This is a genomic window from Streptomyces sp. NPDC126503 (genome assembly GCF_040302405.1).
In the GTDB taxonomy this organism is placed as follows: domain Bacteria; phylum Actinomycetota; class Actinomycetes; order Streptomycetales; family Streptomycetaceae; genus Streptomyces; species Streptomyces gulbargensis.
This window is the reverse complement of sequence record NZ_JBEORS010000014.1, coordinates 17,184-42,636: the sequence shown is the minus strand read 5'-3', so window position 1 is coordinate 42,636 and position 25,453 is coordinate 17,184. Positions and strand designations below refer to the sequence as shown.

The 25,453-nt window shown below is 73.7% G+C and carries 26 protein-coding genes and 1 pseudogene; 9 read left to right on the top strand and 18 right to left on the bottom strand.

The window, feature by feature from the left end; genetic code table 11:
- Positions 1-93 precede the first annotated feature (93 nt).
- Together ABTY40_RS19250 and ABTY40_RS19245 are read left to right on the top strand one after the other, a co-directional pair.
- A complete protein-coding gene (locus ABTY40_RS19250) occupies positions 94-1,734 on the top strand; it encodes a penicillin-binding transpeptidase domain-containing protein (protein ID WP_352060604.1) in 1,641 nt (546 codons plus the stop codon).
- Between the two features lie 147 nt (positions 1,735-1,881).
- A complete protein-coding gene (locus ABTY40_RS19245; RefSeq protein ID WP_352060603.1) occupies positions 1,882-2,373 on the top strand; it encodes a YbaK/EbsC family protein in 492 nt (163 codons plus the stop codon).
- A gap of 35 nt (positions 2,374-2,408) precedes the next feature.
- Here ABTY40_RS19245 and ABTY40_RS30900 read toward each other — a convergent pair whose 3' ends face one another.
- Positions 2,409-2,648 carry a DUF7848 domain-containing protein gene (locus ABTY40_RS30900; RefSeq protein ID WP_502990621.1) on the bottom strand — a complete coding sequence of 80 codons (240 nt, stop codon included), beginning with the start codon at positions 2,646-2,648 and terminating at the stop codon, positions 2,409-2,411.
- 204 nt (positions 2,649-2,852) lie between these two features.
- Between ABTY40_RS30900 and ABTY40_RS19240 the strand changes: the two genes are divergently transcribed.
- Both ABTY40_RS19240 and ABTY40_RS19235 read left to right on the top strand, forming a co-directional pair.
- Complete coding sequence (locus ABTY40_RS19240) at positions 2,853-3,050, top strand: DUF397 domain-containing protein (RefSeq protein WP_352060602.1); 198 nt, start codon at positions 2,853-2,855, stop codon at positions 3,048-3,050.
- Between the two features lie 66 nt (positions 3,051-3,116).
- Positions 3,117-3,722 (top strand): YdcF family protein, encoded by a 606-nt coding sequence (locus ABTY40_RS19235; protein WP_352060700.1) that lies wholly within the window; start codon positions 3,117-3,119, stop codon positions 3,720-3,722.
- Here the strand turns inward: ABTY40_RS19235 and ABTY40_RS19230 are convergent.
- The 8 genes from ABTY40_RS19230 to ABTY40_RS19195 form a co-directional block, all read right to left on the bottom strand.
- Positions 3,719-4,090, bottom strand: coding sequence for a hypothetical protein (locus ABTY40_RS19230; protein WP_352060601.1), 372 nt, complete (start codon positions 4,088-4,090; stop codon positions 3,719-3,721). The genes ABTY40_RS19235 and ABTY40_RS19230 overlap by 4 nt on opposite strands.
- Positions 4,087-4,716 (bottom strand): sigma-70 family RNA polymerase sigma factor, encoded by a 630-nt coding sequence (locus ABTY40_RS19225; protein ID WP_352060600.1) that lies wholly within the window; start codon positions 4,714-4,716, stop codon positions 4,087-4,089. Before ABTY40_RS19225 ends, ABTY40_RS19230 begins: the two co-directional genes overlap by 4 nt.
- 79 nt (positions 4,717-4,795) lie before the next feature.
- On the bottom strand, positions 4,796-5,254 hold the full coding sequence (locus ABTY40_RS19220) for a hypothetical protein (protein ID WP_352060599.1): 459 nt from the start codon (positions 5,252-5,254) through the stop codon (positions 4,796-4,798).
- Between the two features lie 149 nt (positions 5,255-5,403).
- Positions 5,404-6,186, bottom strand: a complete 783-nt coding sequence (locus ABTY40_RS19215) for an SDR family NAD(P)-dependent oxidoreductase (protein ID WP_352060598.1) — start codon at positions 6,184-6,186, stop codon at positions 5,404-5,406.
- 81 nt (positions 6,187-6,267) lie between these two features.
- Positions 6,268-7,488 carry a serine hydrolase domain-containing protein gene (locus ABTY40_RS19210; protein ID WP_502990620.1) on the bottom strand — a complete coding sequence of 407 codons (1,221 nt, stop codon included), beginning with the start codon at positions 7,486-7,488 and terminating at the stop codon, positions 6,268-6,270.
- A 4-nt stretch (positions 7,489-7,492) separates the two neighbouring features.
- Positions 7,493-8,251, bottom strand: coding sequence for an energy-coupling factor ABC transporter ATP-binding protein (locus ABTY40_RS19205; RefSeq protein WP_352060597.1), 759 nt, complete (start codon positions 8,249-8,251; stop codon positions 7,493-7,495).
- Between the two features lie 35 nt (positions 8,252-8,286).
- A complete protein-coding gene (gene cbiQ, locus ABTY40_RS19200) occupies positions 8,287-9,057 on the bottom strand; it encodes a cobalt ECF transporter T component CbiQ (RefSeq protein ID WP_352060596.1) in 771 nt (256 codons plus the stop codon).
- Position 9,058: 1 nt separating this feature from the next.
- Positions 9,059-10,099, bottom strand: coding sequence for an energy-coupling factor ABC transporter permease (locus ABTY40_RS19195; RefSeq protein WP_352060595.1), 1,041 nt, complete (start codon positions 10,097-10,099; stop codon positions 9,059-9,061).
- 177 nt (positions 10,100-10,276) lie between these two features.
- On the opposite strand from ABTY40_RS19195, the gene ABTY40_RS19190 reads away from it, so the two are divergent.
- Positions 10,277-10,819 (top strand): SsgA family sporulation/cell division regulator, encoded by a 543-nt coding sequence (locus ABTY40_RS19190; RefSeq protein WP_352060594.1) that lies wholly within the window; start codon positions 10,277-10,279, stop codon positions 10,817-10,819.
- Between the two features lie 214 nt (positions 10,820-11,033).
- Here ABTY40_RS19190 and ABTY40_RS19185 read toward each other — a convergent pair whose 3' ends face one another.
- Entirely contained in the window at positions 11,034-13,241 is a 2,208-nt protein-coding gene (locus tag ABTY40_RS19185) for an MMPL family transporter (protein WP_352060593.1), read from the bottom strand.
- 112 nt (positions 13,242-13,353) lie between these two features.
- Positions 13,354-13,926, bottom strand: coding sequence for a TetR/AcrR family transcriptional regulator (locus tag ABTY40_RS19180; protein WP_352060592.1), 573 nt, complete (start codon positions 13,924-13,926; stop codon positions 13,354-13,356).
- A gap of 192 nt (positions 13,927-14,118) precedes the next feature.
- Here ABTY40_RS19180 and ABTY40_RS19175 point away from each other — a divergent pair, with 192 nt between their 5' ends.
- Positions 14,119-17,568, top strand: coding sequence for a S41 family peptidase (locus ABTY40_RS19175; protein WP_352060591.1), 3,450 nt, complete (start codon positions 14,119-14,121; stop codon positions 17,566-17,568).
- On the opposite strand, the gene ABTY40_RS19170 is transcribed toward ABTY40_RS19175, so the two are convergent.
- From ABTY40_RS19170 to ABTY40_RS19150, 5 genes are all read right to left on the bottom strand, one after another.
- A complete protein-coding gene (locus ABTY40_RS19170) occupies positions 17,511-18,038 on the bottom strand; it encodes a GNAT family N-acetyltransferase (protein ID WP_352060590.1) in 528 nt (175 codons plus the stop codon). The genes ABTY40_RS19175 and ABTY40_RS19170 overlap by 58 nt on opposite strands.
- Positions 18,039-18,192: 154 nt before the next feature.
- On the bottom strand, positions 18,193-18,393 hold the full coding sequence (locus ABTY40_RS19165) for a hypothetical protein (protein WP_352060589.1): 201 nt from the start codon (positions 18,391-18,393) through the stop codon (positions 18,193-18,195).
- A 153-nt stretch (positions 18,394-18,546) separates the two neighbouring features.
- A complete protein-coding gene (locus ABTY40_RS19160; RefSeq protein ID WP_352060588.1) occupies positions 18,547-19,428 on the bottom strand; it encodes an SDR family oxidoreductase in 882 nt (293 codons plus the stop codon).
- Positions 19,425-20,318: an alpha/beta fold hydrolase gene (locus tag ABTY40_RS19155; protein ID WP_352060587.1), complete on the bottom strand. Its 894-nt coding sequence runs from the start codon at positions 20,316-20,318 to the stop codon at positions 19,425-19,427. The genes ABTY40_RS19160 and ABTY40_RS19155 overlap by 4 nt, the downstream gene beginning before the upstream one ends.
- An 11-nt stretch (positions 20,319-20,329) precedes the next feature.
- Entirely contained in the window at positions 20,330-21,856 is a 1,527-nt protein-coding gene (locus ABTY40_RS19150; protein ID WP_352060586.1) for a flavin-containing monooxygenase, read from the bottom strand.
- 208 nt (positions 21,857-22,064) lie between these two features.
- Between ABTY40_RS19150 and ABTY40_RS19145 the strand changes: the two genes are divergently transcribed.
- The gene (locus ABTY40_RS19145) at positions 22,065-22,688 is read left to right on the top strand and encodes a MerR family transcriptional regulator (protein ID WP_352060698.1); all 624 of its coding nucleotides are present in this window, start codon (positions 22,065-22,067) and stop codon (positions 22,686-22,688) included.
- Between the two features lie 16 nt (positions 22,689-22,704).
- On the opposite strand, the pseudogene ABTY40_RS19140 reads toward ABTY40_RS19145, so the two are convergent.
- Positions 22,705-22,839: pseudogene (locus ABTY40_RS19140) on the bottom strand (exodeoxyribonuclease III); the annotation flags it as partial.
- A 42-nt stretch (positions 22,840-22,881) separates the two neighbouring features.
- On the opposite strand from ABTY40_RS19140, the gene ABTY40_RS19135 reads away from it, so the two are divergent.
- Together ABTY40_RS19135 and ABTY40_RS19130 are read left to right on the top strand one after the other, a co-directional pair.
- Positions 22,882-24,417 carry a recombinase family protein gene (locus ABTY40_RS19135; RefSeq protein WP_352060585.1) on the top strand — a complete coding sequence of 512 codons (1,536 nt, stop codon included), beginning with the start codon at positions 22,882-22,884 and terminating at the stop codon, positions 24,415-24,417.
- Positions 24,418-24,715: 298 nt separating this feature from the next.
- Entirely contained in the window at positions 24,716-24,919 is a 204-nt protein-coding gene (locus ABTY40_RS19130) for a hypothetical protein (protein ID WP_352060584.1), read from the top strand.
- A 60-nt stretch (positions 24,920-24,979) separates the two neighbouring features.
- Here the strand turns inward: ABTY40_RS19130 and ABTY40_RS19125 are convergent, their stop codons facing one another.
- Positions 24,980-25,450, bottom strand: a complete 471-nt coding sequence (locus ABTY40_RS19125) for an NUDIX hydrolase (RefSeq protein WP_352060583.1) — start codon at positions 25,448-25,450, stop codon at positions 24,980-24,982.
- Positions 25,451-25,453: the final 3 nt, after the last annotated feature.

The window sequence follows — 25,453 nt, the reverse complement described above, 5'->3', positions numbered from 1 at the left end:
TACCGGTTGTGACACAGGCGCCGAAAGTTGCTCGACACACGTATCGGACGGCTGTTTGACTCTCTCGTCCACCTGGGGAGGGGAGGCGCAGTCATGCGCAGTGGAGCCAAGGTCGCGATCGTCGGGGGTGTCTTCGTCGTCGTGGCGAGCGGGGTCGGCTACGGGGGCTACAACCTGTGGAGCGGGATCACGGGCGGCAGCACGTCCGTGGGGACCAGGGCCGGGGAGGCGCCGAAGTCGGGGCCCGTCACGCCGGACGAGGTCGGGACGGCCGCGAAGGACTTCCTCGCCGCCTGGGCGGCCGGGGAGCCGGAGCGGGCGGCCCAGCTGACCGACGACCCGGTGAACGCCGGGCCCGCGCTCGCCGGCTTCCGCAGCCACGCCTCCGTCTCGGCCGCCGAGATCACGCCGGGGCCGGCGACCGGGACGACGGTGCCGTTCACAGTGCGGGCGACCGTCACGTACGAGGGCCTGTCGAAGCCGTTGACCTACAGCTCCCGGCTGACGGTGGTACGGGGTCTCAGCACCGGCCGGCCGCTGGTGAAGTGGCAGCCGTCCGTCCTGCACCCGAAGCTCACCGCGAGCGGCACGCTGCGCACCGGCTCCTCGAAGACCGGCCCGGTGAAGGCCGTCGACCGGAACGGCAAGGAGCTGACGGCGGAGAAGTACCCCTCGCTCGGACCGGTCATCGATCAGCTGCGCAGCCGGTACGGCGCGGCCGCCGGGGGCAAGGGCGGTGTCGAGACCGTCATCGAGTCCGGCAGCTCGTCCGTGCCCGACACCACCCTCCTCGTCCTGTCGAAGGGGGAGCCGGGGCTGTTGAGGACCACCATCGACGCGGGTGTCCAGGCCGCCGCCGAGAAGGCGGTCGCGGCGTACGACCAGGCGGCGGTCACCGCGATCGAGCCGTCCACGGGCGCGATACGGGCCGTCGCCAACAGCCCCGCGCAGGGCTTCAACACCGCCTTCCAGGGCAAGCAGGCCCCCGGCTCCACGATGAAGATCGTCACCGCGGCGATGATGATGAAGCACGGCGTCGCGGGCCCCGACACCGTGGTGGAGTGTCCGCCGACCGTTTCCTGGGACGGTTACCCCATCCAGAACCTCAACAAGTTCCAGATCAAGGGCGGCACGCTCACGGAATCGTTCCGCCGCTCCTGCAACACCGCCTTCATCAAGGCCATCACGCCCCTGAAGGCGAAGGGAATCCACAACACCGCCCTCGGTGAGACCGCCCGCGACTCCTTCGGCATCGGCCTCACCTGGTCGGTGGGCGTCTCCACCGAGGACGGCTCGGTGCCCGAGTCGAGCGGGGTCGAGACGGCCGCCTCGTACATCGGCCAGGGCAGGATCACGATGAACGCGCTGAACGTGGCCTCGCTCTCCGCCACCGTCGCGAACGGCGGCTTCCTCCAGCCGTACCTGGTCCCGGCGAGCGTCGGGGACCGGGAGTTCGCCACGACCGGACCGCTCGCCCCCGAGGTCGCCTCCGGGCTGAAGCGGATGATGCGCGCGGCGACCGCTCCGGGCGGCACCGCCGCCGAGGCGATGGCGGGAGTGCCGTCACCCAAGGGCGCGAAGACCGGTTCCGCCGAGGTCGACGGGCAGGGCACGTCCAACAGCTGGTTCACCGGCTACTCCGGCGACCTGGCGGCCGGCGCCGTCGTCGAGTCCGGCGGTCACGGCGCGGACGCGGCGGGCCGGGTGGTGACCCGGGTCCTGAAGGCGGGCTGAGTTTCCGGGTGCCCCCGCCTCCACGGCCGGAAGGTGACGGCCCGGGGGCGGGGGGCGGTGCGCGGTGCGCCCGGCGGCGTACCGGTGCGCGTGCACGCGGAGGAAACCCGGTCGCACCGCCCCGCCGGCCCCCGCTAGCGTGCCGCCATGGCCACAGACGACCTTTCCGCCGCCCACCCCCAATTCGCCGCCGCCCTCCGGGAGCTGGGGCTCGACGTCGAGATCCGGCGCTTCCCGGACGAGACGCGGACCGCCGAGCAGGCCGCCGAGGCGATCGGCTGCGAGGTCTCCGAGATCGTCAAGTCACTGATCTTCGCCGCCGACGGCGTGCCGGTACTCGTCCTCATGGACGGTGCCTCGCGCGTCGACGTGGAGCGGGTCCGTGAGGAGCTGGGGGCCGGCGAGGTCACCCGGGCCGACGCGCGCGTGGTCCGCGAGACCACCGGCTACGCCATCGGCGGTGTCCCGCCCTTCGGACACCGCACCCGCACCCGGGTCATCGCCGACCGCGGCCTCCTCGACCACGACCTCGTGTGGGCGGCCGCGGGCAACCCGCACACCGTCTTCGCCCTGGACCCGAAGTCCCTGGTCACCCACGCCGGCGCCACCCTGGCGGACGTCCGGGAACCGTCCGCCTGAACGAGGGAGCCGCATGGGGACGGGGCGGGCGGCCCTCAGCAGGTGGCGCGGAAGAAGTCCGTACGGACGCGACGGAAGCCGGTGTGACCCGTCGCCTGCGTGTGCGCCAGGCACCACAGGGCGGGGCCCCGTCCGTCGTCCGCCGCGCCGGACCCTTCGAGACAGGTGGTGCACTCCGCCTCGGTGATCGTCCCGCTGCCCGACCGGTCGGGCCGCAGGGCCCAGAGTCTCGCCCGCCGAGGGGCCCCACACGTCGCTTCCGTCGCCCGGTTCACCCCTGCTCCCTCCCCACGGCCACCTCCGCCCACACCAGCTTCCCGGGCCCCTCCCGGTCCCCGACACCCCACGCGGCGGCCAGGCTGGCGACCAGGGGCTACAAGTCGATGTTCGAGCACCTCCCGGCGGTGCGCTCGGCCCACAGAACAGTGCGGAGCATCTGGCTAAGGTTGCAGCAGCGCAAGTGAGAGAAGGTGTCCGACGTGCAGCACAACTCCGCAGGTCCGGCCTGGCGAAGCAGTAGTTACAGCAGCGGCGACGGGCAGTGCGTCGAGGTCCGGGACGGCCTCCCGGGTGCCGTTCCCGTACGCGACAGCAAGGAACCCGCCGGGCCGCGCCTCTTCTTCGAGGCGGACGCGTGGGCGTCGTTCGTCGGTGCGCTGAAGACCTCGCGGCTGTAGGCGGGAGGCCTCGTGAACTCCGCCGGCCACCGGGCGGACGCCCAAGTGCTCTGGGACTTCCAGCGGATGGGGCACACGCCCCGGCGCTGTTCCGTGGCCGTGGGGCTCGGGAGTCATGATCTCGGGGTGGCCGAGGTCGCTGCGGGGCTGTACCTGCGGGGGCTCGTGCCGCTTGTCGTGTTCACCGGGGCGAACAGTCCGACGACCCGGGAGCGGATGCCCCGGGGCGAGGCCGAGCACTACCGGGAGCGGGCCCTGGAGATGGGGGTGCCGGCGGAGGCGGTGCTCGTGGAGACCGAGGCGCGGAACACCGGGGAGAACATCCGGTTCTCCCGGGAGCTGCTCGCCGCGCGCGGCGTCCCGGTGGCGTCCGTCCTGCTCATCAGCAAGCCGTACGAGGAGCGGCGGGCGTACGCGACCGCGCGGAAGCTCTGGCCGGAGGTCGAGGTGGTGTGCGCGTCTGCGGGGATGAGCCTCGACGCGTACGTGGCGGGGATCGGGGACCCCCGGCTCGTGCTGGACATGCTGGTCGGGGCCGTGCAGCGGCTGATGGTCTACCCCGCGCGCGGCTTCATGATCGAGCAGGAGATCCCCGCCCCGGTCGCGGCGGCGTACAGACGGCTGCGCGACGCCGGGTTCACCGGGCGTCTGCTCGCGGGGGAGCACTCCTAGGAGGGCTCGACCGCCGGAGTGTCCGGCAGAGGTTCCGGTGCCACGGGGGTGGGGGTGGCGGGGCGGGGCGGGGGCGGCTCGGTGACCGCCGGGGGGCCCGCCGGCCGTACGGGGGCGGGGACCGGGGACGGGCGGTCGGCCGGGAGGAGGGCCAGCAGGCAGACCGCCACCACCGCCGCCGCCGCGCCGAGGACGGCGAACGCGAACGCGCGCCGGCGGCGGGCCCCGCGCGCCGGGCCGTGCGGCGACATCCCGGGGCGCAGGCCGTGCGGGGTCACGAGGGCGGCGCGGGCGGTCAGGGCGGCGCGCAGCCGTTGCTCCGTCGCGGCGCGGCGCTTCTCCTCGTACGGAGTCGTGCGCGGAGTCATCGGACCTCCCCCAGTCTCTTCTCCAGCGCGTCGAGCGCGCGGCTCGCCGTCGACTTCACCGTCCCGCGCGAGAGGCCCAGCGTCCGCGCGATCTCCGCCTCGGACAGCTCCGACCAGTAGCGCAGCACCAGCACCTCCCGCTGGCGGCGCGTCAGGCCCGCCAGCGCGTCGAGCACGAGCCGGTGTTCCTCGGCCAGCAGCAGCCGCTCGTCCACCGGCGGGCCCGCGCCCTCGTGGGGCGGGGTGTAGGCGCGGGCGGTACGGCGCCGGCGCAGGACGGAGCGCGAGGCGTTCACGACGGCGGTGCGCAGGTACGCCCCGGGATCCTGAAGGCCCGTCAGGGAGGTGCCGTACGCCCGGCACACGGCGGTGAACGCGTCCTGCACGACGTCCTCGGCGGTGTGCGGGTCGTCCACCAGGAAGACCGCGAGGCGCACCAGGTCGACGCGCCGCGCCCGGTACAGCTCGGTGAGCGTGGGCGGCGGTTCCTCCGGGTACGGCGGGCCGTCGACCACCCGCAGCCGGGCCCGCGCCGGGGACTCGCGGCGTTCCGTGGCCTCGGGCCGGGTCAGGCGGGCGAGCAGCCGGAACCCGCGGGGCGGCGCTGCGGGAAGGGCGTACTGCATGGGCCTCGATCCGTTGCGGGAGGCGGGCGAGCCGCGACGGCGACCCGGCCCGCCCCCTGGCGGTGGTGCTCTCCTGCTGCTACTTGCCGGTGCCGGTGCCGGGCGCGACCACGCGCGGCGCTTCCTCGGCGGGAGCGGGAGCCGGGGCCGGGGCCTGCGGCGGGACCGGCGCCGGGGTGGGCTTCACCACGGGAGCGGGGACGGGGGCCGGTACGGGGACAGGCGCGGGAGCGGGCGCGGGCTTCGCGGGCGCAGGCGCCGGTACGGGAGCGGGTGCGGGCTTCACGGCGGGCGCGGGCGCCGGGGCCGGGGCCTCCACCGCGGGCGCCGGGGCCGGGGCCTCCACCGCCGGGGCGGGTGCGGGCGCCGCCTCCGGAGCGGCGGGGTGGTGGTCCGGGGCGACCGGTGCGGGCTGCGGGCGGGCGGAGTCGGCGGCGGCCTGGGCGGCGAAACCGCCGCCCAGGAGCAGCGCCGCCCCGGCGAGGACGCCCAGGGCCCGGGGGCGGGGGCGGAGGTTCCGCTTGGCGTGGCTGGACATGGTGGGTTCTCCCGATGCGGTGACGGACGTGGACGGGGGCTCCGGAGTCCGGACTCCGGAGCCCTCCCGAAGGGCGCCTTCACCCCTCCAGACGTGCGGCACCCGCCGGGGTTGCGCCTCCGGCCGGGAAAAGTGCGGGGAGGCCGGGCTCAGTGCCCGAGGACCTCCCCGAAGTGGGTGTTGACCGCCAGCACACCGCCGTCCACCCGCAGGGTCGTCCCGGTGATCCAGGCCGCGTCGCGGGAGGCGAGGAAGGCGACGGCGGCGGCCACGTCCTCGGGGGTGCCGACCCGGCCCAGTGGATAGACGCGTTCGGCGAGGACGGCGAGTTCGTCCTCGCGGCCCGCCCAGCTGCTCGTGGCGATCGTCCCCGGGTTGACCTGGTTGACGCGCACCCCCCGGCGGGCCGCGTCACCCGCCAGGGTGCGGGTGAGGGAGCCGAGCGCGGCCTTGGCGGCGCTGTAGGCGTGGCCGCCGAAGTCCATCTCGGCGTTGACGGAGCCCACGGTGACGACGGCCCCGCGCCCGCCGGCCGCCGCCAGCAGCGGCAGCGCGGCCCGGGCGCACCGGACGGCCCCCATCAGCGTCACGTGCAGCTGCCGCTCCCAGCCGGTGTCGGGCTCGTCCTCGAAGCGGTCCCGGTCCCGCTCGACCGGGGCGAAGGCGTTGTTGACGAGGACGTCGAGCCCGCCGAAGGCCTCCGCCGCGCGGGCGACGGCCGCGTCGACCGAGGCCTGGTCGGCGATGTCGCAGCGGACGGCCAGCGCCCCGGTCAGGGCGCCTGCGACCTCCCGCGCGCCCGCCTCGTCCACGTCGGCGACGAGCACCCGCGCCCCCTCGGCGGTGAGCCGCCGCGCGACGGCCGCGCCGATGCCCCGGGCCGCGCCGGTGACCATGACTCCGTACCCCTCGAACCGTGTCCTGAGATCCATGCCGCGATCACAGCACCGAACCCGGCCCGCCGCCAGGACCGGCCCGCCGGGCGGGGCGGGCGGGCGGCTCAGGGCGCGGGCTCAGGCGGGGAGGCAGTCGCGGACGGCCCGGATCAGGGCCTGGGCGCGCGGGTCGGCGGTGACCGTCCGGCGCATGCCGTTGGTGACGTAGCCGAAGGCGATGCCCGACTCGGCGTCGGCGAAGCCGAGGGAGCCGCCCCGGCCGGGGTGGCCGAAGGAGGTGGGGCCGAGGAGGGGCGAGGCCGGGCCGTGGAGCATGTGGCCGAGGCCGAAACGGGTGCCGACGAGGAGCGTGCGGTCGATGCCCGCCGACTCCTCGGTGCGGGCGAGGGTGAGGGTGGCCGGGGCGAAGAGGCGTACCCCGTCGACGGGGCCGAGGGTGGCGGCGTAGAAGCGGGAGAGCGCGCGGGCGGTGGCGACGCCCGAGGAGCCGGGCAGTTCGGCGGCCCGGTAGGCGGGGTCGTTCTCGTCGGGGCGGGGGTCGATGACGTCGAAGGCGCGGCGGGTGAGGGAGGACGGGTCCTCGTACGCGGCGGTGACCGAGCGCTTGGGGCGGAGCTTGAGGGCGCCGCTGCCGGCGGGTTCGATCTCCTCGACGCGGCCGAGGCGGCCGACGCGGTGCGTCTCGCCTTCGGGCAGGCCTATCCACAGGTCGAGGCCGAGCGGGCCGGCGATCTCGTCGGCGACCCAGCGGCCGGCGGTGCGGCCCGTGACCCGGTGGACCAGGCCGCCAAGGAGCCAGCTGAAGGTGTGGGGGTGGTAGCCGTGGGCGGTGCCGGGTTCCCAGACGGGCGCCTGCGCGGCCACGGCGGCGGTGGCGGTGGGCAGGTCGGCGGCCTCGGCGAGGGTGAGGGTCCGGTCGAGGACGGGCAGGCCGGCGCGGTGCGCGAGGAGCTGCCGTACGGTCACCCGGTCCTTGCCCTCGGCCTTGAACTCCGGCCAGTACGTGGCGACAGGGGCGTCCAGGTCGAGCAGGCCGCGCTGGTGCAGGAGGAGGGGGACGGCGGCGGAGACGCCCTTCGTGGCGGAGCGCACGACCTGCGCGGTGGACGCGGTCCAGGGCGCGGCACCGCCGGACCCGTCCTCGCCGTGGGCGTCCCGCGTCCCCGCCCACAGGTCGACCACCGGCACGCCGTCGTGGTGGACGGCGACGGCCGCGCCGCGCTCGCCGCGCCCCTCGAAGTTGCGCAGGAACGCGTCCCTGACCGGCTCCCAGCCCGCCGCCACCGTGCCCTGGACGTCCACCTGACCCACACTTCCTCTCGTACGAACGGCTCCCATGGTCTCAGGCGACGGAACCGGGGACGAAGCCGAAGGGCAGCTCCAGCCGGTGCCGGGCCATCAGCTCCGTGTCGGCGAGGATCTCGCCGGTCGGGCCGTCGGCGGCGATCACGCCCTCGCTGAGGATCACCGAGCGCGGGCAGAGCTCCAGGGCGTACGGCAGGTCGTGGGTGACCATGAGGACGGTGACGTCCAGCGAGCGCAGCACGTCGGCGAGCTCGCGGCGGGAGGCCGGGTCCAGGTTCGAGGACGGCTCGTCGAGGACGAGGATCTCCGGCTCCGTGGCGAGGACGGTCGCGACGGCGACCCGGCGGCGCTGCCCGAAGGACAGGTGGTGCGGGGGCCGGTCGGCGAACTCCGCCATGCCCACCCGTTCCAGCGCCCGCCTGACGACCGCGTCGAGGGCGGCGCCGCGCAGCCCGGCGGCGGCCGGGCCGAAGGCGACGTCCTCGCGGACGGTCGGCATGAACAGCTGGTCGTCGGGGTCCTGGAAGACGATGCCGACCCGGCGGCGGATCTCGGCCATGTGCCGCTTGCCGACCGGCAGCCCGGCGACGGTGACGGAGCCCGCGCCGGCGTCGAGGATGCCGTTGAGGTGCAGGACGAGGGTGGTCTTGCCGGCGCCGTTGGGACCGAGGAGGGCGACCCGTTCGCCGCGCCCGACGGTGAGGTCCACGCCGAAGAGGGCCTGGTGGCCGTCGGGGTAGGCGTAGGCGAGCCCGGTCACTTCGAGGGAGGGCGGGGGCGGGGCGGTGCGGGTCACGGGGTCCGTCCGGGAGGGCGCGGGGGTGGGGCGGGTCACGGGGTCCGTCCGGGGAGGCAGAGGAGGCAGATGAGCAGCGCGGTGAGCGGCAGGGCGGTGGCGCGCGCCCACTGCGCCCGGGTGGCGGGCGTCTCGTCGAGGACGGGCAGGGTGCCGGTGTAGCCCCGGCTGACCATGGCGAGGTGGACCCGTTCGCCCCGCTCGTACGAGCGGATGAAGAGGGCGCCCGCCGAGCGGGCGAGCACGCCCCAGTGGCGGACGCCCCGGGCCTCGAAGCCGCGCGAGCGGCGGGCGACGGACATGCGGCGCATCTCGTCGGTGACGACGTCCCCGTACCGGATCATGAAGGAGGCGATCTGGACGAGCAGCGGCGGCATCCGGAGGCGCTGGAGGCCGAGGAGCAGGGCCCGCAGTTCGGTGGTGGTGGCGAGGAGCACGGAGGCGGCCACGCCGAGGGTGCCCTTGGCGAGGACGTTCCAGGCGCCCCACAGGCCGGGGACGCTCAGGGAGATCCCGAGGAGCTCGGTCCGCTCGCCGGGCACCACGAACGGCATGAGCAGCGCGAACGCGACGAACGGCACCTCGATGAGCAGCCGCTTGAGCAGGAAGCCGGCCGGGACGCGGGCCGCGGCCGCCACGCCCGCGAGGAGCAGGGCGTACAGGGCGAAGGCCCAGACGGCCTCGCGGGGCGTGGAGACCACGACGACCACGAAGCCGAGGACGGCGACGAGCTTGGTGTGCGGGGGCAGCTCGTGGACCGGCGAACGGCCGGGCCGGTGGAGCCGGTGGGCGTGCCCCGCGCCCACCTCAGGCGTCCGCGGGGGTCTTGCGGCGGCGTACGGCCCAGAAGACGCCGGTGCCGGCGGCGAGCGTGACGCCCACGCCGATGACACCGGCGAGGCCGCCCGAGAGGCGCTCGGCCTCGACGCCCTCGACGCCGTAGTCGGCGAGCGGGGACCCGGCGGCGGCGTGCTCCTCGGCCGTGGCGTCGATGCCTTGGTCGGCGGCGACCTTCTCCAGGCCGTCGGGGCTGGCGGAGGCGTAGAAGGAGACGAACCCGGCGAGGACGAGGGCGGTGACGACGCCGCCGATCCACAGCTTCCTCGGCGAACCGGACGACGCCGGCGCGGCCGCCGCGCCGGTGCCGGCGGCGGGCCGGGCGTCGACGAGTTCCCCGCCGACGCGGAGCTTGAGCGGGGCGGTCAGGCCGCGGGCGCCGTACACGAGGTCGGGGCGGACGGCGAGGACCGCGCCGACGGTGAGCATGGTGATGGCGGCCTCGCCGACGCCGATGAGGACGTGCACGCCGAGCATGGCGGTGAGGACCGTGCCGATCGGTACGTCGGTGGTGCCGCCGATCGCGTAGAGCAGGGTGAAGGCGGCGGCGGAGGCCGGTACGGAGACGAGCGCGGCGACGAAGGCGGCCGCGGTCACCGAGCGGCGGGTGCGCGGCAGGACGAGGACGAGACCGCGGAAGAGGGCGTAGGCCACGACGACGGTGACGACGCCCATGACGGTGATGTTGACGCCGAGGGCGGTGAGACCGCCGTCGGCGAAGAGGAGCCCCTGCATGAGCAGGACGACGGCGATGCAGCAGACGCCGGTCCAGGGCCCGACGAGGATCGCGGCGAGCGCCCCGCCGAGGAGGTGTCCGCTGGTTCCGGCGGCGACCGGGAAGTTCAGCATCTGGACGGCGAAGACGAAGGCGGCGACGAGACCGGCGAGCGGGGCCGTGCGCTGGTCGAGTTCGCGGCGGGCTCCGCGCAGGCTGACGGCGACGGCGCCGGCGGCGACGAGACCGGCGGCGGCCGACACGGGGGCGTTGATGAATCCGTCAGGTACATGCACGCCCCGAATGATGAACGCTCCTGCAAAGCACTTGCAAGAGCGTAGGGATCACAGAACGGCACGGACGTGGCGTGCGCGACACCGGGGCGGCGCATGCGCGGCGCGCACTCCGGGAAGGAGGACACGTACGGGAGGGACCGAAGAGGCCGAAGAGGACCGAACGTGAGGAGCTCTCCGATGGACCCCGCGGATTCCGCGGAGGGGCACGCCGCAGGCGGCCCCGCCGTGCACCACCTCCCGCCGGCCGGCCGCGTGGTCGAGGACCGGGCCCGGGGGCGGATCGTCAGTGACGCGCCCCTCTCCCGTCCCGTCCCCGTCGCCCTCCGCTTCGACCCCGGCTCCTCGCCCGCCACCGTGCGCTTCGTCTTCCCCGGCGAGGTGGAGTGGGCCTTCCCGCGCGCCCTGCTGGAGCACGGCCTGCGCGTGCCCGCCCACCAGGGCGATGTCGCGGTGTGGCCGTGCGGGCGGGTGCAGACGGTCGTGGAGTTCCACGGCGAGGACGGTGTCGCGGTCGTCCAGTTCGACACCGCGGCCCTGGTCCGTTTCCTGCGCCGTACGTACGCGGGCGGGCGGGGCCCCGAACCGCGCGGCGCCGGCTCCACCCGTACGGAAGCGGCTCCCGCGGGCGCCTCCCGTACCGAGGCCTCCGACACCGACGGCGCCCGCACCGGAGCCGGCGCCAGGCGCACCGACGCGCGGACGCCGTCGGCGCGGCGCTGACCACCGGACGGGCGCACCGCCCCGGCACACCTCACCCCGACGCACGGACGCCGCCGGCGCGTCGCTGAACGACACGCCGACGGCGTCCTGCCGCGTCGGTTCCCCGTCCCCACAGGTTCCGGCGCGGTCCGGGGCGCGCCCCCCGCTCAGGGGCCGTCCCGGGGTTTCGAGGGGGCGGGCGCGGGCCTTCGGAGGAAGGCCCGGGCCCTGCCGGTCACGCCTTCACGAGGTCGGGCTCCGGCGTGCCGGCCGCGGCGTCGCGGGCGGCGGCCAGGCCCTCGCCCTCCACGTCCACGTTGGGCAGCGCCCGGTCGAGCCACTTCGGCAGCCACCAGGCCTTGGCGCCCAGGAGCGCCAGGACGGCCGGGACGATCGCCATGCGGACCACGAAGGCGTCGAAGAGGACGGCCACGGCCAGGCCGAAGCCGATCATCTTGACCATCTGGTCGGACATCCCGATGAAGCCGGCGAAGACCGCGATCATGATCACGGCGGCGGCCGTGACCACCCGGGCGCTGTGCCGGAAGCCGGTCACGACGGCCTGGGCGGGCCGCTCCCCGTGGACGTACGCCTCGCGCATCCGGGTGACGAGGAAGACCTCGTAGTCCATCGCGAGCCCGAAGACGACACCCACCATGAAGATCGGCATCATCGACATGATCGGGCCGGTCTGCTCGACGCCGAACAGGCTGCCCAGCCAGCCCCACTGGAAGACCGCGACGACCGCGCCGAGGGCCGCGACGACCGAGAGCAGGAAGCCGAGGGCCGCCTTGAGCGGGACGAGGACGGAGCGGAAGACCAGGGTGAGCAGGACGAAGGCGAGTCCGACGACCAGGGCCAGGTAGGGCACGAGGGCGTCGTTCATCTTCTGCGAGAAGTCGATGTTCATCGCGGTGGCGCCGGTGACGAGGACCTCGTCGCCGGTGGCGTCCCGGATGTCGTGGACGAGGGTCTCGGTGGCGGCCGAGGAGGGCCGGTCCTTCGGGACGACGGTGATCATGGCGGCGTCGCCGGCCTTGTTGGGGGTGGCCGGGGTGACGGCGGCCCAGCCGTCGAGGCCCTTGATCGTGGAGACGGTCCGGTCGGCGGTGGCCCGGTCGCCGTCCACGACGACGAGGAGGGGGCCGTTGAAGCCGGGGCCGAAGCCGTCGGACAGCAGGTCGTACGCCCGGCGCTCGGTGGCGGAGACCGGCTTGACGCCGTCGTCCGGCAGGCCCATCTCCAGGGAGGCGGCGGGGACGGCGATGGCACCGAGACCGAGGACGCCGACGAGCAGCACCATCAGGGGACGGCGGACGACGAAGCCGGCCCACCGCGTTCCGGCGTTGGGCTTGGCCGGGGCCCCGGCCGTACCGGCACCCTGCTTGCCCGCCTCCGTACGCTCGGCGGCCCTGGCCGCCTTGCGCTCCTTCCGGCTGACGATCTTGTCGCCGGCGAAGCCCAGCAGCGCCGGGATGAGGGTGAGCGCGATGAGGACGGCGATCACCACGGTGCCGGCGGCGGCGAAGCCCATCTTCGTCAGCATCGGGATGTTGACGACGGCCAGGCCGACGAGGGCGATGACGACGGTGAGCCCGGCGAAGACGACGGCGGAGCCCGCCGTGCCGACCGCGCGGCCCACGGCCTCCTCCTTGTCCCGGCCCTCGGCGAGCTCCGCGCGGTAGCGGGAGACGATGAAGAGGGCGTAGTCGATGCCGACGGCGAGGCCGATCATCGTGGCGAGGGTGGAGGTGGTGCTGCCCAGGTCCAGGACGTTGGCGAGCGCCGTGATCGCGGAGACGCCGATGCCGACGCCGATGATCGCGGTCAGCAGCGGGAGTCCGGCGGCCACGAGCGAGCCGAAGGTGAGGACGAGCACGATGCCGGCGATGACCACGCCGACGGCCTCGCTCGCGCCCTGTTCCGGCATGGTCTGGAGCGCGTCACCACCGATCTCGACGGTCAGCCCCTTCCCCTGCGCGTTGTGCCCGGTCTCCTTGAGGGCGTCCCGGGTCGCGTCGGTCAGCTCCATCGCGTTGACCTTGTACGTGACGGAGACGTAGGCGGTCGAGCCGTCACGGGAGACGGCCTGCGTGGTGTACGGGTCGGAGACGGCGACGATCTGGTCCGAGCCGGACTTCAGAGCGGCGACGGTCTCCTGGACGACGGCCTTGTGCGCGGCGTCGGTCATCCTGCCGCCGCCGGGGGCCTTGAAGACGACGCGGGCGGTGGCTCCGTCGGCGCCGGCGCCCGGGAAGCGCTCTTCGAGCAGGTCGAAGGCGCGCTGGGCCTCGGTGCCGGGTATGGAGAAGGAGCTGGAGGTGGCGGCGGGCGCGGTGGCGGCGCCGACTCCGGCGATCGCCAGGAGCGCCACCCAGAGGAGGGCGACGAGCCGTCGGCGCCGGAAGGCGGAGCGGCCCAGCTTGTAGAGGAAGGTGGCCACGGGTGCGTACTCCCGGTGTGATTGGGACAGGGCATGGGGAGCCGGCCCGACGGCGTGAGCGGTACGCGTCAGGTGGTGCGGGGTGGTGCGGTCGCTGTGGGGACAGCGGGTGTCAGACGCCGAGTGAGGGGAGCACGACGGCGTCGACGTAGGCGCTGAGGAACGCGTGGTCGACCGGCTGATCGTCGATCAGCGGACGGGCGACGAACGCGCCGATCAGCATGTGCGGGACGAGCGAGAGCGCCGGGTTCCCGGCGTCGACCTCGCCCCTGCGGACGGCCCGGCCGAGGACTTCCGCGAGACCGTTCATCTCGGGTGCGATGAGCAGTTCGCGCAGGGCCTGGTGCAGGTCCGGATTGTCGTGGACGGCATGGGCCAGACCCCGCATCAGCGCGGAGTCCTTCTCCATCTGGCAGTCGTCGGTCCGCTCCAGGAGCGCCTGGAAGTCCCCGCGCAGGGAGCCGGTGTCGATCTCGGCGAGATCGACCGGCTTGTTGTGGCGCAGGGCCCGGGCGACCAGTTCCGGCTTGCTCCCCCACTGGCGGTAGAGGGTGGCCTTGCTGGAACGGGTGCGGGCGGCGACGGCGTCCATGGTGAGGGCGTCGTAGCCGACCTCGCGGAGGAGGTCGAGCACGGCTTCGTACAGCTCGGACTCACGCTCGGGGGTGAGCCTGCTGCGTGCCATGACCGGTCTCCCGTCCGATCGAAACGGTGTCGTACACCTCGACCCTACCCACCCCCTCAGCGAAACGAAACCGTTTCGTACGTGTTCTCGGCCACACGCGGCCGGCCCCGCACCGTCCCTCGCCCGTACGGGTCCGGCGGCTGGACACGCGTACGAGTTGCCGCGCCCCCCTCGCGCGGAAAGCATGAGGGGGTGAGCGACGACGTGGCCTACCTCCGTTTTCCGCACCTCCACGACGACCTGCTGTGCTTCGCGGCCGAGGACGACCTGTGGCTCGCCCCCCTCGTGCCCGAGGGCGAACGGCCCGGCCGGGCCTGGCGGCTCACGGTCGACCGCACCCGCGTCGGCCCGCCGCGCTTCTCCCCCGACGGCCGTCACGTCGCCTACACGAGCTGGCGCAGCCTGGACCCCGAGATCCACCTCGTGCCCGTCGACGGCGGACCGGCCCGGCGGCTCACGCACTGGGGCTCCACCGACACCCGGGTCTGCTCCTGGACGCCGCCGGACAAGGACGGCCGCTCCGACATCCTCGCCGTCTCCTCGCACGGCCAGCCCTTCTCGTACTTCTCGTGGGCCTACACCGTGCCCACCGACGGCTCGCCCGGTGGCCGCATGCCCTGGGGGCCGGTCAGCGACATCTCCTGCTCCGACCAGGCCGGCGGCGAGCGCCGCACCCTCCTCCTCACCGGCCGGCCGCCCCACGAGCCCGCCGCCTGGAAGCGCTACCGGGGCGGCGCCACCGGCCGGCTCTGGCTGCACGGCGAACGGCTCCTGGCCGACCTCGGCGGCCAGCTCGACGCGCCCCTGTTCGTCGGCGGCAGGATCGCCTTCCTCTCCGACCACGAGGGCATCGGCAACCTCTACTCCTGCCTGCCCGACGGCACCGACCTGCGCCGCCACACCGACCACGACGCCTTCTACGCCCGGCACGCCTCCAGCGACGGCCGCCGGGTCGTCTACCAGTGCGCGGGCGAACTGTGGATCGTGGACGAGCTGACCCCGGACTCCCGCCCGCGCAAGCTGGAGGTACGGCTCGGCGGCCAGCGCGCGGGCCGCCGCGCCTACCAGGTGCCCGCCGCCCACCACGTCGACGCGCTCTCCGTCGACGAGACCGGCCGGGCCAGCGCCGTCGGCGTGCGCGGCAGCCTCTACTGGCTCACCCACCGCGACGGCCCGGCCCGCGCGCTCACCGACACCCCCGGGGTGCGGGTCCGGTTGCCCGAGATGCTCGGCAGCGGCGGGCGGATCGCGTACGTCACCGACGCCGAGGGCGAGGACGCCATCGAGGTGGCGTACCTGCCGCGCGCCACCGGCGACCGGCCGCCCCGCCGCCTCGCGCAGGGCCTGCTCGGCCGGGTCGAGGAGATGGCCGCCGACCCGGACGGGGACCGCCTCGCCGTCGCCTCCCACGACGGCAGACTGCTGCTGGTCGACACCAGTGAGGACGCGGTGGGCGGGGAGGACCCCCTGACCGGCGAGGGGACGGACGGTTCGGAGGAAGGGGCCGGAGGTACGGAAGGGGCCCGAGCCGCGGAAGGGGCCGGAGGTACGGCAGGAGCCGAAGGTACGGAAGTGGACCCGGCCGTGGACGAGGCACCGGCCGCGCAGGCGGCGCCCACCCGCGTCACCGAGCTCATCCGGTCCGTCAACGGCCCCGTCCGCGACCTCGCCTTCTCCCCCGACGGCGCCTGGCTGACCTGGTCCCACCCCGGCATCGGCCGCTCCCTGCGCTCCATCAAGATGGCCCGCATCACCGGCCCCGGCGCCCCCACCGTCGTCGACGTCACCAACGGCCGCTTCGAGGACGAGAACCCGGTCTTCACCCGGGACGGCCGCTATCTGGCCTTCCTCTCCTGGCGGGGCTTCGACCCGGTGTACGACGTCCACACCGGCGACCTGTCCTTCCCGCTGGGCTGCCGCCCCTATCTCGTACCGCTCTCCTCCGCCACGCCCTCCCCCTTCGCGCTGCTCCCCGACGGGCGGCCGGCGGCCGGCGGGCTCGACCCCGACGACGCGGTGGACACCGGCGACGGCACGGTCACCGTCGAGGTCGAGGGCCTGGCCGACCGGGTCACGCCCTTCCCGGTGGCCGCCTCCAAGTACTCGGCCCTGCATCCGGTCAGCGGCGGCGGCCTGGTCTGGCTGCGCTGGCCCATCTCGGGCGCGCTCGGCGAAACCTTCGCCAACCCGGCCGACACCTCGGGCCGCCCCACCCTGGAGCACTTCTCCGTGACCCGGGCGCGCCGCACCGAACTCGCCAAGGATCTGGACTGGTTCGCCGTCAGCGGTGACGGCAGCCGCCTGGTGATCGTGGACGAGGGCGAACTGCGGGCCGTGCCCGCCACGGAACCCGGCGACGGCGACTCCACCGTCTACCTGGACCTGCGGCGCATCCTGCACGAGGTCGACCCGTGCGCCGAGTGGCGGGGCGCCTTCGACGAGGCGGGGCGGATCGTCCGCGCCTACTTCTGGGAGCCCGGCATGGGCGGGGTCGACTGGTCGGCGATCCTGGACCAGTACCGTCCGCTGGTGGAACGGGTCGCCTCCCCCGACGAGTTCGCCGACCTGCTGCGCGAGGTCATGGGCGAACTCGGCACCTCCCACGCCTACGTCACCCCCGCCCGCCGCAACGAGGGCCCGCCGCACTACCAGCGCCCCCAGGGCCTGCTGGGCGCCAACTTCGTCCCCCGTGAGGGCGGCTGGACGGTGAAGCGCATCCTGCCCGGCGACTCCTCCGACTCCAAGGCCCGTTCGCCGCTGGCCGGCACCGGCATCCGCCCCGGCGCGATCCTCACCCATGTCGACGGCCGGCCCGTGGACCCGGTGGCGGGGCCGTACCCGCTGCTCGCCGGCACCGGCGGCACCACCGTCGAGCTCACCTTCACGCCCGCCGAGGGCGAGGGGCGCGCCCGCCGCGTCGCCGTCGTCCCGCTCGTGGACGAGCGCCCGCTGCGCTACCAGGACTGGGTCACGAAGCGCCGCGCGGTGGTCCGGGAGCTGAGCGGCGGCCGGTGCGGCTACCTGCACATCCCCGACATGGGCGGCTCCGGCTGGGCGCAGTTCAACCGCGACCTGCGCATGGAGGTCTCCCGGCCCGCCCTCATCGTCGACGTGCGCGGCAACGCGGGCGGCCACATCAGCGAGCTGGTGATCGAGCAGCTCACCCGGAAGATCCTGGGCTGGGACCTCACCCGGAACGCGCAGCCCGTCAGTTACGCCTCGAACGCGCCGCGCGGCCCCGTCGTCGCCCTCGCCGACGAGGCCACCTCCTCCGACGGCGACATGATCACCGCCGCGTTCAAACTGCTCGGCCTCGGCCCCGTGGTGGGCCAGCGCACCTGGGGCGGGGTCGTCGGCATGACCGGCCGCCACCGGCTCGGCGACGGCACGCAGATCACCGTCCCCATGAACGCGGCCTGGTTCCCCGAGTACGGCTGGTCGGTCGAGAACCACGGCGTCGAACCCGACCTCGCGGTCCTGCGCACCCCCCTGGACTGGGCCGAGGGCCGGCACGCCCAGCTCGACGACGCCGTGCACGTGGCGCTCGCGCTCCTGGAGAAGACACCGGCCGCGAGCCCCCCGGGTTACGAGGACGTGCCGGACCGCTCGCGCCCGAAGCTGCCGCCGAGGTCCAGCTCGTAGGCGATGCCGGGTTCGCCGGGCCCGAGGCCGACGCTGCCGACGGCCCCGAAGCCGACGCGGGTGAGGACCGCGCGGGAGGCGTCGTTGGCGAGGGCCGCGGCAGCGGTGAGCCGGCGCAGCCCGTACTCCTCGACGGCGAGCCGGCACACCTCCCGTACGCCCCGGGTGGCGAGGCCCCGGCCGGTCGCCTTCCCGGCCAGCCGGAAGCCGAGTTCGGCGGTGCCCTCGCGCGGGTCGACGCCGAGCAGATCGACCCGGCCGAGGATCTCCCCGCCCTCCGCGACCAGCACGTGGAAGTGGATCTCGCCGGCGTCCTGCGCCGCCAGCAGCTCCCGGTGCCGGGCGTCGAACTCCTCCACGTACGCGTCGCCCCGGTCGGGGGCGGAGAGGGTGAGGAACGCCCGGTTCTCCCGCTCGAAGGCGAGCAGGGCGGGCCCGTGGTCGGATCGCAGTCGCTCAAGTACGGCCATGGGCGCCACCGTACGGAGAACCGGCCCGGGACGCGCGCGACTTATGCGCCAAGATCACGCGCGAAAGGCGCACCCGGCGTCCCGGGTGCGCCTTCCTCAAGGACGGCCGACGCCGAGCGGCGTCAGACTCCTCGGGCGCCGTACGGCGGCGGGGTCAGGACTCGTAGCCCCGGTTCCGCTGCTGGGCGTCCTGCTGCGGGCGGCGCGTCTGCTCCTCGGCGCGCTCACGGCCCTGGGCCGCACGCTCGCGGCCCTGGGTGGCGCGCTCCGACGCCTCGTTCTTCGCCTTGCCCGCGGCCTGCTTGGCCTGCTCCTTGAGCTGCTCGGCCTTGTCCTTGAACTGGTCCATGCCCATGAAAGTTCACTCCTAGAAGGGTGTGAGGGGGGACGGGGCCCGTTGGCCCCGGGGGCACGACCAGCCTCGCACGGGCGAACACACTTCGCATGTCGGAGCATTACGGTACGTAACGGACAGGGGCCCGGGCCTCCGCGGGCCGGGCCCCTCCCCTCAGGCCCGTTCCGCCCGTGCCGCCTCGTCGGCCGCGCCGCCCGCGCCGACCAGGCCCTTGGAGACGGTGCCGAGCCGTGGCTCGAAGCGCTCCACCTCGCGGCGGCCGACGGTGGCGATCAGGCCCGGCAGGTAACCGCGCACCGACTGCATCCCGCGCAGCCACCACTGGGCGTACACGTGGGCCGAGCGCCGCTCGATGCCCGCCACGATCCGGTCCACGGCGGGGCCGAGGGGGTACGTGCGGTTCGCCGGCCACGGCAGCCGCTGCCGCAGCTCCTTCATCACGTCGTCCTGGTCGGCGCCCCGCACCATGTCCGTGTCGGTCCAGGAGAGGTACCCGACGCCCACCTTCACGCCCTTGTAGGCCACTTCGGCGCGCAGGCTGTGCGCGAAGGCCTCCACGCCCGACTTGGAGGCGCAGTACGCCGTCATCATCGGGGCCGGCGTGATCGCGGCGAGCGAGGCGATCTGGAGGAAGTACCCGCGGGACTCCATCAGGACGGGCAGGAAGGCCCGGCCCGTGACGGCGCCGCCGATGAGATTGACCTCGATCACCCGGCGCCAGGCGACCGGGTCGGAGTCGGCGAACGGACCGCCCGCCGCGACACCGGCGTTGGCGACGACGATGTCGACCTTCCCGAACCGTTCCTTCACCTCGGCCGCGACCCGGGCCATGGACTCGTGGTCGGTGACGTCGGCGTGCCACCAGTCGGCCTCGGTGTGCAGCCGCCCCGCCACCTCCTTGAGCAGCTCCGGCTCCAGGCCGACCAGCGCGATCTTCGCGCCGCGCGCGGAGAGTTTGCGGGCGAGGAGCTCGCCGACGCCGCGGGCACCTCCGGTGACGACCGCCACCTGTCCTTCCAGGCTCACCCTGCTCATGCCTCTGCCTCCTCCTTCGCCCCCAGGTAGGTGAGGGTCAGTTCACGGATCTGCGCGGTGACGGCCTCGGGTGCCTCCACCGGCGTCATGTGGCCCACGCCGGCCAGTTCGACCAGGCCCGTGCAGTGCGGCAGCGCCTGCGCCATCGCCCGGGAGTGGGCGGCCGGGGTGAGCCGGTCGGCGGTGCCGACGAGCACCGCCACCGGAAGCCGCAGGTCCGCGAGTCCGGCCCGGAGATCGAGGCCGCCCAGGACCTGCGACCAGCCGTACCGGGCGGGGCGCGGGCAGGCGTGGACGATCCGGGCGCAGGTGTCCACCCGGTCGGGCGCCGAACCGGGGCCCATCGTGGCGTACTTGAGGATCTTCTTCGAGAGGGGCGTGACCGGTCCGAGCGGCGCCTTGGAGCCGAGCACCGCCTTGGTCAGCCGGGTCCGCAGACCGCCCGGCCGCAGGGGGAGGACGGTGGCCTCGGCGGTCAGCCGCGAGGGCCCGGTCGAGCAGAGCAGCACGGCGGCGGCGTGCTGCCGCAGGCCCGGCCGCCCGGCGGCGGCCATGAGGGTCATGCCGCCCATGGAGTGCCCGGCGAGGACGGCCCGTTCACCGGGGCCGAGGGTGGCGGCGAGCACCGCCTCCAGGTCGTCGGCGAGGAACGTGGTCGAGTAACCCTGCCCGGTGGGCCCGGGCAGCGGCGAGCGGCCGTGGCCGCGCTGGTCGTAGGCGATGACCCGGTGGTCGGTGGCGAGCGCGCGTATCTGCTCCGCCCAGAAGGCGATGGAGCAGGTCCAGCCGTGGGCGAGGACGACGGCGGGGGCGCCCTCGGGGCCGTACACCTCGACGTGGATCCGGGCCCCGTCGGCGGAGACGGCGGTCAGTTCGCGGGGTACCGGCATGCGGCGGAGCGTCACTTGGCCGTCTCCTTCGTGCGGGCGGCCGGGGTCCCGGCCGGGTTCAGGGGCTCGGGCGCGCGGACCACCTCGTACTCGGAGAGGTCGACCCGGCGGGTCTCGCGGCGGAACTCGGCGGTCGTGCCGGGCCACAGGGTGGTGTTGCGGCCGCTCGCGTCGAGGTACCAGCTGTTGCAGCCGCCGGACTTCCACACGGTCCGCTCCATGCGGGACTGGACCTTGCGGTTCCAGGCGCCGACGGCGGAGGGCCGGACGGCGAGGGCGGCGCGTCCGCCGAGGCCGTGGAGCCGGCGCAGGTAGTCGGCCATGTAGTTCAGCTGGGACTCGATCATGAGGATCATCGAGGAGTTCCCGAGGCCCGTGTTGGGGCCGATGATCATCATGAGATTGGGGAAACCGCTCGCGGTGGCGCCGCGCAGCACCTGCACGCCGTCCTTCCAGGACTCGGCGAGGCTGTGCCCCTCGGCGCCGATCACGCGCTCGGCGATCGGGATGTCGGTGACGTGGAAGCCGGTGCCGAAGATGATCGCGTCGACCTCGGTCTCGGTGCCGTCGGCGGCCACCACGGTCGAGCCGCGGACCTCGCGCAGCCCGGAGGCGACGACGTCGACGTTGGGCCGGGCGAGCGCCGGGTAGTACGTGTTGGAGAGCAGGATCCGCTTGCAGCCGATGCGGTACGAGGGGGTCAGCTTGGCGCGCAGCTCCGGGTCCTTGATGGAGCGGGCGATGTTGGCCTTGGCGAGCTTCTCCACCAGACCCAGTTCGCCGGGGTGCTTGGTGAAGGCGCCGACCTGGAGTTCGCGGATGCCCCAGAGGATGCCGCGCCGCAGGGTGGCCGTGGCGGGCAGCGTACGGTGCAGCCAGCGCTCGGGGCCGCTGATGGCGCGGTCCATGCGCGGCATGACCCACGGGGGCGTGCGCTGGAAGAGGGTCAGCCGGCCGACCTCGCGCTGGATCTCGGGCACGATCTGGATGGCCGAGGCGCCGGTGCCGATCATGGCGACGCGCTTGCCGCTCAGGTCGTAGTCGTGGTCCCAGCGGGCGGAGTGGAAGACCTTGCCGGGGAAGTCGGCGAGCCCGGGGATGTCGGGGATCTGCGGGTCGGAGAGCGGTCCGGCGGCGGAGACGACGACATCGGCGCTGAGTCGGCCGGCGCTGGTCTCGATCTCCCAGCGCAGCGCCCCGGCGTCCCACTCCATGCGGAGCATCTCGTGGTTGAGGCGGATGTGCGGACGGAGCCCGAAGGTGTCGGCGACGTGCTCCAGGTAGGCCCGGATGTGCCGCTGGCCGGAGAAGGTGCGGGGCCAGTCGGGGTTGGGCGCGAAGGAGAAGGAGTAGAGGTGGGACGGGACGTCGCAGGCGCAGCCGGGGTAGCTGTTGTCGCGCCAGGCGCCGCCCACGGAGTCGGCCCGCTCCAGGACGACGAAGTCGGTGATCCCCTCGCGGCGCAGCCGGACGGCGGCCCCGAGTCCGCCGAATCCCGATCCGATCACCGCCACCCGTACGTGCTCGTGCTTCGCCATGCCGCCTCCCGTGCGCCCGGCCAAGATTCCGCCAGCAATCACTGGCACAGTCGGGACTGTAGAGCAGCTCCCTACCGAGCGGTAGAGGTCCGGCGCGGGAAAGTTACCGGCGGTACAACATAGGCTGGCGTCCGTGGCAGAAGGATCAGGCACCCGACCGGGCGAGGCGGCGGAGACCGCGACGGGCACCCCCGTACGCGAGTACCGCATGGAGGAGCTGGCCGCCGCGGCCGGCATCACCGTCCGCACGCTGCGCTTCTACCGGGAACGCGGCCTCATCCCGCCACCCCGCCGCGAGGGCCGCATCGCCTGGTACGACGACCACCACCTCGCCCGGCTGCGCACCATCGCCGCCCTCCTGGAACGCGGCCACACCCTCAACGGCATCGCCGACCTCACCGCCGCCTTCGAGAGCGGGCGCAACGTCCGCGAGGTCCTCGCCCTCCCGGCGCCCACCGAGGAGGAACCGGTCCGCCTCACCCCCGAGGAACTCGCCGACCACTTCGCCGGCGAGGTCACGCCCGAGAACCTGGCGGCCGCCCTCGACCTCGGGTACGTCCTCACCGACGGCGAGGAGTTCATCCACATCAGCCGCCGGCTGCTCGACGTCTCCGCCGCCCTCGTCCGCGAGGGCGTCCCGCTCGCCGAGGTCCTCAAGGCGGGCGCCCGCGTCCGCGAACACGCCGAGGCCCTCGCGGGCCTCTTCACCGAACTCCTCCGCGCCCACGCCCGCGACGGCGACATGCAGCGCCTGCGCCCCCTCGCCAAGAGCGTGGTCGAGGCGGAACTGTCGATGGCCCTCGACCGGCAGCTGCGGGGCGACAACCCGTAGCGGCCCGCCGGTCCGGTCAGAGCTGGTAGACGGCGGTGACCGGCGCGTGGTCGCTCCACCGTTCGGCATGGGTGGCGGCCCGCTCGACGTACGCCTTCACGGCCTTGGCGGCGAGCCCCGGGGTGGCGATCTGGTAGTCGATCTGCCAACCCATTGAAATGAAGATACAGTTTGCTCCGGGAGGGGGACTCGCATGACCCTTACGGATAACGATCACCCACGGCTGCGGGCACTCGTCGCGGTACGTCTGAGCGTCCGGACCGACGAATCGACATCACCCAAGCGCCAGCGGGAAGCCGGCGCGGCGGAGGCCAGACGCCTCGGCGCTGAGGTCGTCGGCTACGCGGAAGACCTGGACGTCTCCGCCACCAGGACGACCCCGTTCGAACGGCCGGAACTGGGCAACTGGTTGGCCAGGCCCGACGACTTCGACGTCATCATCTGGTGGCGGCTCGACCGCGCCGTCCGCTCCATGGGAGACATGGCCGAGCTGACGCGCTGGGCGAAGCGTCACGGCAAGCGGCTGGTCTTCGCGGAGGGCCCGGGAGGCAGCTCTCTGGAACTGGACATGACCTCGATCATGTCCGAATTGATCATCATGTTGCTGGCCTTTGCCGCACAGATGGAGAGCCAGGCCATGAAGGAGCGCGTCACGAGCGCCAATGCGGCGCTTCGGGCCATGGGGCGGTACTCCGGAGGGCTCCCTCCGTACGGATACATGCCCGTGCAGCGTCCAGCCGGCGAGGGATGGACCCTGGCCCAGGACCCGCAGCGCGTCGAAGCCATCGAGACGATGATCCGGATGCTGCTGGACGGCAGCGCCCCGAACGCCATCGCGTTCCATCTGAACAGCGAGGGCATCCTGACGCCTCGCGACTGGAACGACGTCCGGCAGGGGCGGACCCCGAAGGGACGCAAGTGGGTCGGCCAGACCGTCAAGCGTGTCCTTCTGTCCCCGTCACTCCTCGGCCACCAGACCTACGCGGGCTCCGTCGTCCGGGACCGCAACGGCCTGCCGGTGAGCATCACCGCCGACCCGATCCTGACGCGAGACCGGTTCGAAGAGATCAAGACGGCCCTCGGGGAGCGCCCCAAGGGGGCGGCCGGGACCCGAAAGGACACCGGCGCGCTCCTGCTCGGTGTTCTGCACTGTGCCTCCTGCAAGGGTCGCATGTACCGGGTCCCCGCACACGGCTACTCGGTCTACGTATGCCGGGCCCGCACCAAGGGACTTCCCTGTGAGGCTCCGGCAGCCATCAAGACCGACTGGGTGGAGGAGTACGCGGAACGGGAGTTCCTGAGGGAGTGGGGAGACTTCCCCGTGCTGGAGCAGGTGACGTACCCCGGCTATGACCCCCGCCCCGAATTGGAGGAGATCACCACCGAGCTCCGTGAGCTGTACGCCGTTCGCGATTCCAGGCGATCACGTGTCGGTCTCGCCATCTGGCAGGAGCAAGTGGACGCGCTGGAGGGCCGCGCCGAAGTGCTCGAAGCGACTCCGGTGCAGAAGGAACGCACGGAACTGGTTCCCACGGGAAAGACCTACGCCGACTACTGGAGGATCGCCGACGCCCGGGAACGGCGGTTCATGCTGCTCGACACCGGAACCCGCCTGGAGTGCGCGAAGGGCCAGCGCGGGGGGCGGCCGGTGGACATGAAGGGCCGCGCACTGGAGCGCCTGTCGATCGACTTTCCCCGGCCGAGAGAACAGCAGCGGCAGACAGCCTGAGCACCGCTCGCGGCTCCCGCTCCCAGCGGCAGAGCGATGACGGAGTGACGGTTCTCCCGGCCATCGCAGCCCCGCGCCGCCGAGCGGGGAGCAGCGCGCAGTCTGCTCGCGTGGGAGTGGGGCGACGAGACCCGCAACCACGTCCGCTTGCGCGGAAAGGGGTGGGCGGTGCCCCCCTTCCGCCATCGACCAGCACGTGCGGGAGCGGAATCTATCGCGTGGCTGATCAGGGTGCTTCTGTGGGCGTTGTCCTGTGCCACAGAAGTCGGTCATCCATGCCGGGTAGGCTCGCGGCCCCATGGAACACCTGCCCGAGACCGTAGACCGCGACATCCTGGTGCAGCGGGTCATGTCCGCGCTCATGGCGATTCGCGAAGCGTCGGACTGCACGCTTCACGAGGCGATCGACATCTTCGCGCAGCGATACGAGGAGCTTCGTCGTGATCGTCCGGACGACTTCACTCTGAGGCGGGAGGACTACGGCCACGGCTTCTACTCCTGATGCACCGCTGGCCGGTGCGCGTAGTCGGCTGGGGCAGTAACGCCACCGCGACCGGTGGCTCTATCCCAGGTACGGGGTTGCACGGTGCTCCAGGAAGTGCCGGATGCGCAGCCGCTGCGTGTGGTGCATGGGAAGCGAGTCGAGTTCTTCCGGCGCCACGAAGCGGAGCTCCGTGCTCTCCTCGGAGATGGCCAGGGCGCCGCCGACAACCCGGGCGTTGAAGCAGACGTTGAATTGCCGACGCACCTCTCCGTCGCTGTAGGCGATGACATGGCGGGGGTCGGTGTACGTGCCGACGAGTCCCGTGATTTCGACGTCCAGACCCGTCTCCTCCTTGACCTCTCGCACTGCCGCGCCAGGCAGGGAATCGTCCATGTCCATGGCTCCGCCCGGCAGCGCCCACAAGTCGTTGTCCCGGCGCCGCTGGAGAAGTACGCGGCCGTCCCCGTCGGTGACGACGGCAGAGGCTGCCACGACCAGGCTGTTCGGCCGGGGGGCGTTCGGGTCGTCGAAGTACTCGGTTCGCGCCACGGC

What these genes read in the sequence shown, in the direction of transcription:
- ABTY40_RS19250 (WP_352060604.1), top strand. Translation starts at nt 94, where the DNA reads ATGCGCAGTGGAGCCAAGGTCGCGATCGTCGGGGGTGTCTTCGTCGTC.
- ABTY40_RS19245 (WP_352060603.1), top strand. Translation starts at nt 1,882, where the DNA reads ATGGCCACAGACGACCTTTCCGCCGCCCACCCCCAATTCGCCGCCGCC.
- ABTY40_RS19235 (WP_352060700.1), top strand. Translation starts at nt 3,117, where the DNA reads ATGGGGCACACGCCCCGGCGCTGTTCCGTGGCCGTGGGGCTCGGGAGT.
- ABTY40_RS19230 (WP_352060601.1), bottom strand. Translation starts at nt 4,090, where the DNA reads ATGACTCCGCGCACGACTCCGTACGAGGAGAAGCGCCGCGCCGCGACG.
- ABTY40_RS19225 (WP_352060600.1), bottom strand. Translation starts at nt 4,716, where the DNA reads ATGCAGTACGCCCTTCCCGCAGCGCCGCCCCGCGGGTTCCGGCTGCTC.
- ABTY40_RS19220 (WP_352060599.1), bottom strand. Translation starts at nt 5,254, where the DNA reads ATGTCCAGCCACGCCAAGCGGAACCTCCGCCCCCGCCCCCGGGCCCTG.
- ABTY40_RS19215 (WP_352060598.1), bottom strand. Translation starts at nt 6,186, where the DNA reads ATGGATCTCAGGACACGGTTCGAGGGGTACGGAGTCATGGTCACCGGC.
- ABTY40_RS19210 (WP_502990620.1), bottom strand. Translation starts at nt 7,488, where the DNA reads ATGGGAGCCGTTCGTACGAGAGGAAGTGTGGGTCAGGTGGACGTCCAG.
- ABTY40_RS19190 (WP_352060594.1), top strand. Translation starts at nt 10,277, where the DNA reads ATGGACCCCGCGGATTCCGCGGAGGGGCACGCCGCAGGCGGCCCCGCC.
- ABTY40_RS19180 (WP_352060592.1), bottom strand. Translation starts at nt 13,926, where the DNA reads ATGGCACGCAGCAGGCTCACCCCCGAGCGTGAGTCCGAGCTGTACGAA.
- ABTY40_RS19170 (WP_352060590.1), bottom strand. Translation starts at nt 18,038, where the DNA reads ATGGCCGTACTTGAGCGACTGCGATCCGACCACGGGCCCGCCCTGCTC.
- ABTY40_RS19165 (WP_352060589.1), bottom strand. Translation starts at nt 18,393, where the DNA reads ATGGGCATGGACCAGTTCAAGGACAAGGCCGAGCAGCTCAAGGAGCAG.
- ABTY40_RS19160 (WP_352060588.1), bottom strand. Translation starts at nt 19,428, where the DNA reads ATGAGCAGGGTGAGCCTGGAAGGACAGGTGGCGGTCGTCACCGGAGGT.
- ABTY40_RS19155 (WP_352060587.1), bottom strand. Translation starts at nt 20,318, where the DNA reads ATGCCGGTACCCCGCGAACTGACCGCCGTCTCCGCCGACGGGGCCCGG.
- ABTY40_RS19150 (WP_352060586.1), bottom strand. Translation starts at nt 21,856, where the DNA reads ATGGCGAAGCACGAGCACGTACGGGTGGCGGTGATCGGATCGGGATTC.
- ABTY40_RS19145 (WP_352060698.1), top strand. Translation starts at nt 22,065, where the DNA reads ATGGAGGAGCTGGCCGCCGCGGCCGGCATCACCGTCCGCACGCTGCGC.
- ABTY40_RS19135 (WP_352060585.1), top strand. Translation starts at nt 22,882, where the DNA reads ATGACCCTTACGGATAACGATCACCCACGGCTGCGGGCACTCGTCGCG.
- ABTY40_RS19130 (WP_352060584.1), top strand. Translation starts at nt 24,716, where the DNA reads ATGGAACACCTGCCCGAGACCGTAGACCGCGACATCCTGGTGCAGCGG.